Consider the following 7,219-nt stretch of genomic DNA (forward strand, 5'->3'; position numbering starts at 1 on the left):
TGTGGCATGAAGTACAATTGCGCTCAAGTGGTTTCGCTCGCGCCGGATTATATAGGCTTTATCTTTTACCGGCAAAGCCCGAGATATTGGGAGGGAAAACTCCCGGACATACCAAAACACATGGGCCGCGTAGGTGTTTTTGTGAATGCTGATATTACTACTATTTTAGAAACCCTAACGCAGTATGGACTCACTGCAATTCAATTACACGGTGATGAAACCCCTCAATTCTGCCGCGAGTTGCGTCAAGAGATCCTTCAGAAGCATACAGAAAAGATAGAAATATGGAAGGTCTTTGGGATTACGAGCACCTTCAATTGCAGCGAAGTCTTACCGTATGAGGAGGTGGTAGACAAATATCTATTCGACACCAAAGGTGACCATAGAGGAGGGAATGGGGTAGCATTTAACTGGAGCGTTTTAAAAGCGTATCCCTCACAAAAACCATTTATAATAAGTGGAGGAATTGGTCCGGAACACTTGGGGAGGATACATAAAATAAACAGGTCCAAACTTCCCTTGCATGCCGTTGATGTGAACAGTAGGTTCGAGGATGAGCCCGGAAGAAAAAACACAGCTATTTTAAAAAAATTTATCGATGACCTATAATATAAATGATATGGGCTACTATGGAGAGTTTGGGGGAGCGTACATTCCCGAAATGCTCTATCCCAACGTAGAAGAACTTCGTTCCAGGTACATAGCAATACTTGAGGAACCTTCGTTTCAGCAAGAATTTGGGCAACTATTGAAAGAGTATGTGGGTCGGCCTACCCCACTCTATTTTGCCAAACGTTTTTCAGAAAAATATAACACAAAGATCTATTTAAAACGTGAAGACCTATGTCATACGGGTGCCCACAAGATCAATAATACCATCGGCCAGATCTTAATGGCAAAACGCCTCAAGAAAACACGTATCATTGCCGAAACAGGCGCAGGACAACACGGTGTAGCCACCGCTACGGTATGTGCTTTAATGGGTATGGAGTGTATTGTATATATGGGCGCAATAGATATCCGGCGCCAGGCACCCAATGTAGCCCGCATGAAGATGCTAGGAGCCCGTGTAATTCCGGCGACCAGTGGCAGTAAGACCCTAAAGGATGCGACCAATGAAGCAATTCGAGATTGGATCAATAACCCCGTCGATACACATTATATCATTGGAAGTGTGGTAGGACCACACCCCTATCCGGACATGGTCGCTCGGTTTCAAAGTGTGATCTCTCAGGAGATCAAGCAACAGCTTCTAGAAAAAGAAGGGCGCGAAACCCCCAATTATGTAGTGGCATGTGTGGGTGGCGGCAGTAATGCAGCCGGAGCCTATTACGAGTATCTCGACAACACACAGGTAGGTCTTATTGCCGTTGAAGCCGCCGGCAAAGGAATCGATACCGGGGAAAGCGCAGCCACTTCGGTGTTGGGAAAGATTGGGATCATCCATGGGAGTAAAACCCTTTTAATGCAAACCAGCGACGGCCAGATCACAGAACCGTATTCTATTTCGGCGGGATTGGATTATCCGGGTGTTGGCCCTATGCACGCACATTTGTTCGCTAGTGGTCGCGGAGAATTTATATCCATCACAGATGATGAGGCGATGCTTGCAGGCAGAGAACTCAGCGAACTGGAAGGGATCATTCCCGCCATAGAAACAAGTCACGCCTTGGCGATCTTTAAACAACGATCCTTTAAAAAAGAAGATGTTGTTGTGGTGAACCTAAGCGGGCGGGGTGATAAAGACCTCGCCACCTATATTGATTATTTTAATTTAAAGTAGGGCGTTCCCCGCTGTCACTTTGTTAAAAGCGACCAGCGGGGCGGGCTTTCGGCTATATCCCCCAAGCAACTTGGGGGGATGCCGCCTCAACAAGCCTGCCAATAGGCAGGTCCCTAACGCATTTTGAAAACAAATGAATAGAATAGAACAACGATTACGGCAGGACAAAAAGATACTGTCCATTTATTTTACGGCAGGGTTCCCTTCGGTACATGATACAGTACCCATTTTAAAAGCATTGGAAGACAACGGAGTCGATATGGTAGAAATAGGATTGCCGTTCAGCGATCCCTTGGCAGACGGTCCCACAATCCAGGCCAGTTCTACACAGGCATTGCAAAATGGAATGACCACTGCCGTCTTGTTCGAACAGCTTCAAGGAATACGCGAAACAATCTCCGTTCCGTTGATTCTAATGGGCTATTTCAATCCTGTACTTCAGTATGGGGTAGAAGCATTCTGTAAAAAATGTGCAGATATTGGGATCGACGGTGTCATCTTTCCCGATCTACCATTGGCAGAATACACCAATCATTATAAATCGATATTCGACCGGTATGGTCTTCTCAATATCTTTTTGATCACTCCACAAACAAGCGATACCCGAATACGTGAAATCGATGCGGCATCCCGCGGCTTCATCTATATGGTAAGCAGTGCCGCCACAACGGGAAGCACACAAGGCTTTGGCGACATGCATACACATTATTTTAGACGTGTCGCACAAATGAAACTTGAAAATCCGCAAATAGTAGGATTCGGGATCAATAATGCCCAAACATTTTCAGCAGCGATAGAACATACCTCGGGTGCCATTATAGGCAGTGCATTTATTTCACTTCTTAAAGACAAAGGGGTCGAGGCAATTCCGAAATTTGTATCGTCCATTAGAAAAATTTAACCTCACTTTAGCAAGTCCTTAATATTATTTGTGATACCAATTGGCTATTTTAATAAGTGAATTTAAAAGAATACTATTATGGCTAAGAAATTTGAAAGAAAAACCGAACAGAAAACCCCCACCAACCCAACGGGGAATATAAATCAAAAGACTAATAAGTTTGATATTGACGAGAAAACCATTAAAAAGCAGCAAAATAAAAAGTAATGGGAAAGGGAGATAAAAAAACCAAACGCGGAAAGATTATTCTGGGAACTTTTGGAAAACTACGTCCAAAACGTAAAAAATTCAATTTACGATCAAAAACCGTAAAAGGAAATCAAGAAAAAGGAGCATAATCCGATAAGCAACCTTAATAAAGTAAAAGCCCCTTCTCTTTCGAGAAGGGGCTTTTGTATTTAATACAATAAGTGCTTACTCTTTAATGAGTCGTTTTACAACACTTGCTTGCTCACTTGCGATCTCTACCACATATACTCCGGATGCCAAGGCAGATACATCGATCACTTTCTCCCCTTGCATACCGCGAAGGTCGATGGTGTTGATGCGCTTACCATTGATGTCGTAGATCGTTGCTTTCTCAAGAACGATATTCGACGTATTGGAGATGGTCAAGATATCACGTGCCGGGTTTGGATACATCACAATTGCATTGTCTAACGATGTATCGTTCACACCTAGAACGGTCTCAACAGTCAACTCGAAGGTACACGTAGCTACGTTACCATATTCATCCTCTGCTGTAAGAGTCACGGTATAGACACCATCGGCCAACTGAGTGCCGGCTGCCGGGTCTTGTGTGGTGATCGTTACAGGATCGGTACAGTTGTCTGTTGCAGTGGCTTCACCTGTAGCGAAGTAATCCGGTACAGTATAGAACAAGTTGTCCGCTCACGGATCTACGGTCTGGTCTGCAGGACAAGTGATCTCCGGTGCCAATTGGTCAACCACGGTAATCACAGAGGTACAAGAAGCAATGTTTCCACTGGCATCACTGGCAAATACGGTAGCCGTAATAGGCGTTCCGATATCAGCACAAGTTACCATGGTCACATCCACTGCCAATACAGTGATACCACACGCATCAAAGGATAACGGTCCTCCTGGTATTTCCACGAAGAAGGCGTCACCATTAGACCCTGGCGATAAGTTGAGCGTCCAGTTGGCCGGATCGAATTGTCCGGTAAACCCTGGCATAAAGTTGCTAACGACTGTTTCGTTACCACCGCCAAAGTTATCATCGGTTACACTTCTAAATCCAAACACATCTCCCGGCGCAAGCGTTACTGATGCACTACCGGACTGGTTTCCGATGCCGTCATCGGTCAACTGTGTATACGTACCATTTACCAAATATCCAAAACTATCGAAGCCTGGAAGGTCGGTGATCGTGTAATCCCAATCAAAACTTACTGTTTCGGCTGTTGCTACTGTCATGGTGAAATCTGTAGTTTCAGAAGGTCCAATAGTTCCTGTGTCACTACCAATCACCATAGCATTGAAGGTGCTAGGAGCCACTCCAAGAAGATCCATAGGATCTACCACAGCAGTTCCATCGGCACCTAATTCAATAGTAGCATCCATACAGATAAGAACAGGATCGGTATCATCGATAACATTCACTGTAGCGATACAGCTAGTTGAATTCCCGCTGTTATCAGTAACAAATACCTCCACTTGGTTCTCTCCTAATTGTGAACAGTCAAAACTAACTGTTGTGTCAACAATTGGAGCGAATGTAATACAGTAGCTGTTCAATGTTCCTGAATCGCCACCTGTATCATCGGTGATGTTCAATGTCCAGTCGCCTGTGATAGACTCACCGGCAAAAACCGTATTGAACAACCCGCCTTCAGCTTGATAATCTGCTGCCGGGGCACCACCTGTCCACATGGTAACATCGTTTCCGGAAGCATCGGTAAATATAAGTGTGGCTGCGGTATCCAATCCGGTGCTGCCACCTCGATCCAACATTACATCGATGGAAGTACCTCCCGGTGATACTAAGGTCACATCTAGGTCACTTGCCCACGTATGTTGAATATCTACTGCGATATTATCTAATGTATAATCGGTTCCTATAACTCCGGCATCTGTTACAGAAGCAATAGAAGGGTTCATAGGTCCGGAAGTTCCTGTTGTAGGTATTGGTTCGGGAGCGTTTCCACACTCTGTAACGGTCATTGCTGAAGCAGGACCACCTACGGTCGCTATCCAGGTGCCACAGTTTTCAGTAACACTTACCAAGAGCATAGAAGCATCGATGGTTGCCATTCCGTTGGCATCTAAGGTTACATCAAAAGGTGGTGCAGTGGAGGATTCATAATCCAACTGGAAGTTATCCACACCGGCACCCCAGTTCCATCCTGAATTTTCATCATCGTATGTAAAACGAACCTGGAAATCGGCATTTGCGAAAGCAGAAACATCGATCACGCCCGACGGACTCGGTGGAATATCCATTCCATCAGCCAAGAACACTTGCTGCCATGCAGCACCGTCCCAAACTTCGGCTCTTAGTAATCCGGAACCTGCAAAGTCACCTAATGCATAATCGAAAGACAGGTCGGCAGTTACAGAAGCTGAAAGATCGTATACCGGAGACAGTAAATGGGCCACATGGTTATCACCTGTGCCACCGGCTGCGTCATCATCAAAGATAGCTGCATTGGTTGTGAAGTCTGCTGTTCCCGGTACGGCTCCTGAACCAAAGGTCCAGTCCTGTAAACCGTTAACGATAACGGTTGTCCATCCTGCCGGGATAGTCGCGCCGTCAAAGTTCTCAGTGACATTGAATACGCCCGGTTCGCCCTCACAGACGATCATAGGAGCTTCGTCATCGGTTACTGTAATATTCTGAGTACACGATACAGAATTTCCACTTGGATCGGTGAAGGTCCAAACTACTGGTGTAGTCCCAACAGGATAGAAGTCTGAAGCATCGGCTGTTCCATTATAGTCATTGGTTAAGGTAGCTCCTTGTCCTAGAGTAATTGTTAACTGGTAAAAATTATTAGCACATAGAGTGGTAGGATTCACAGAAGAATCTGCCAACAGAGTAAAAGTAAGATCATTACCATAGGTTGTAATCCATCCGTTCCAGGTGGCTTCTGCTACTGTAAAAGTATCTGATTGTAAAACACAATCTAGGCCGCCTTGGGCATCGTTGAAGAAAATGGTAGATCCATCTGGACCAAGAAGTTCAAAATCCTCAACGGTAGAATTCCAGTCCCCGTCATAGTCGGCAGTTATACTAACATCTCCACCAACTGAATTACTTAGACCGGTAACGGTTGAAGGCGTATCTAATAAACCGGAAGTTCCCAAAAATTGCGTAACAGGACCGGCTATTACAGGAGCTAATGCAGTTGGACAGTTATCCATAGGCGTTGGTGGCGTAACGGTAACGTTGGCCCCACACATGCCGGCATCGTTGGTTTGTGTAACGTCCGGCGCACAAGCGATGGTCGGCACCTCATTGTCTACCACTGTTACTATAAACTGACAGGTAGAAGAATTACCACATCCGTCTGTAGCCGTAAATTCCACAATGGTATCTCCTACGGGGAACACACTCCCACTGGCAGGACCCATGGTTTGCATTACCGGAACAGGACCGTCTTCGGCATCAATTGCCACGGCATCTGTGAAATTCACAACGGCACCACACACACCGGGATCGGTATTGGCCATAGCATTAGGTGGGCATGCGATGGTAGGGGCATTATTGAACCCAAACTCAAGCATCCCAATGCCTTCAGCTCCACCCGCAGCATCAAATATCTCAACACTGGTTATTACTTCATCTGCAATTAATCCAAAAAAGGAAGTCGCGTTATCTAAAGGACTTATGGTATACGTAGCCAATAATCCACTAGCTCCATAAACGCTAATATCGACAGACGTGCCACCTGCAAGAGAAACGACGTCAAAACCAAAGGCATTGACGTTGCTTGTAAAATTCATGACAAAGGTATCCCCGAAAAAGTTTGCCCCTACCACATCAACATCATTGCCAAATCCGGAGCCTGCTTCGGCATAATACACCCTAGGGCTCGAAGCGGCTGCTCCGTCACTTGTGATATTGAATCCGGACTGTATCTCTCCGGGAGCATAGCAAGGTCCTCCGGCATCGCTAAGAACATCACCGCATCCCGAAATACCGCCGGGTCCACCTGCAAAATCTTCCAAGGTGAGATTAACGTTACATGCCCCTTGAAAGCTTGCTCTATCACTAAACGTACTTGTGATAGCTTTCACAGGTGTCTCAGTAACTATTGAGTAGCTTGAGGTTTCAGTTGTGTTTTTCGGAGTAGGAGTCAACCCTGACTCATACGCATCCGAAAGCGACGAAAATTGTTGCGCACCCATCTGCCACGTAAAACACGTGACAAACAGTGCCATTAAAAACATAGTAATTCTTTTCATAATATTAACATATTTAGAGTTAGTATCTTAAAAATATGCTAATTATTAGGCTTTTGCCACTTTATTAGACCAACGGAACAAAAAATGGTTAAACGGTAAGTCGCCGT

The 7,219-nt window shown here is 45.3% G+C and carries 7 protein-coding genes; 5 read left to right on the forward strand and 2 right to left on the reverse strand.

The genetic code is table 11. The features are described 5' to 3' along the window. Positions 1–6 precede the first annotated feature (6 nt). From JS40_RS06185 to JS40_RS15225, 5 genes are all read left to right on the forward strand, one after another. A complete protein-coding gene (locus JS40_RS06185) occupies positions 7–609 on the forward strand; it encodes a phosphoribosylanthranilate isomerase (protein ID WP_233273944.1) in 603 nt (200 codons plus the stop codon). Continuing rightward, on the forward strand, positions 599–1,783 hold the full coding sequence (gene trpB, locus JS40_RS06190) for a tryptophan synthase subunit beta (protein ID WP_034259173.1): 1,185 nt from the start codon (positions 599–601) through the stop codon (positions 1,781–1,783). The genes JS40_RS06185 and trpB overlap by 11 nt, the downstream gene beginning before the upstream one ends. Positions 1,784–1,916: 133 nt before the next feature. Beyond that, positions 1,917–2,684 carry a tryptophan synthase subunit alpha gene (trpA, locus tag JS40_RS06195; protein ID WP_034259174.1) on the forward strand — a complete coding sequence of 256 codons (768 nt, stop codon included), beginning with the start codon at positions 1,917–1,919 and terminating at the stop codon, positions 2,682–2,684. A 78-nt stretch (positions 2,685–2,762) separates the two neighbouring features. Continuing rightward, entirely contained in the window at positions 2,763–2,891 is a 129-nt protein-coding gene (locus tag JS40_RS15635; RefSeq protein WP_262482544.1) for a hypothetical protein, read from the forward strand. After that, on the forward strand, positions 2,891–3,022 hold the full coding sequence (locus JS40_RS15225; protein ID WP_084677448.1) for a 30S ribosomal protein THX: 132 nt from the start codon (positions 2,891–2,893) through the stop codon (positions 3,020–3,022). The genes JS40_RS15635 and JS40_RS15225 overlap by 1 nt, the downstream gene beginning before the upstream one ends. A gap of 76 nt (positions 3,023–3,098) precedes the next feature. Here JS40_RS15225 and JS40_RS06200 read toward each other — a convergent pair whose 3' ends face one another. Both JS40_RS06200 and JS40_RS14785 read right to left on the reverse strand, forming a co-directional pair. Beyond that, positions 3,099–3,566, reverse strand: a complete 468-nt coding sequence (locus JS40_RS06200; protein ID WP_034259176.1) for a T9SS type A sorting domain-containing protein — start codon at positions 3,564–3,566, stop codon at positions 3,099–3,101. 9 nt (positions 3,567–3,575) lie between these two features. After that, the gene (locus JS40_RS14785) at positions 3,576–7,112 is read right to left on the reverse strand and encodes an HYR domain-containing protein (protein WP_084677449.1); all 3,537 of its coding nucleotides are present in this window, start codon (positions 7,110–7,112) and stop codon (positions 3,576–3,578) included. Positions 7,113–7,219: the final 107 nt, after the last annotated feature.

Source organism: Altibacter lentus, from assembly GCF_000746845.1.
GTDB lineage: Bacteria > Bacteroidota > Bacteroidia > Flavobacteriales > Flavobacteriaceae > Altibacter > Altibacter lentus.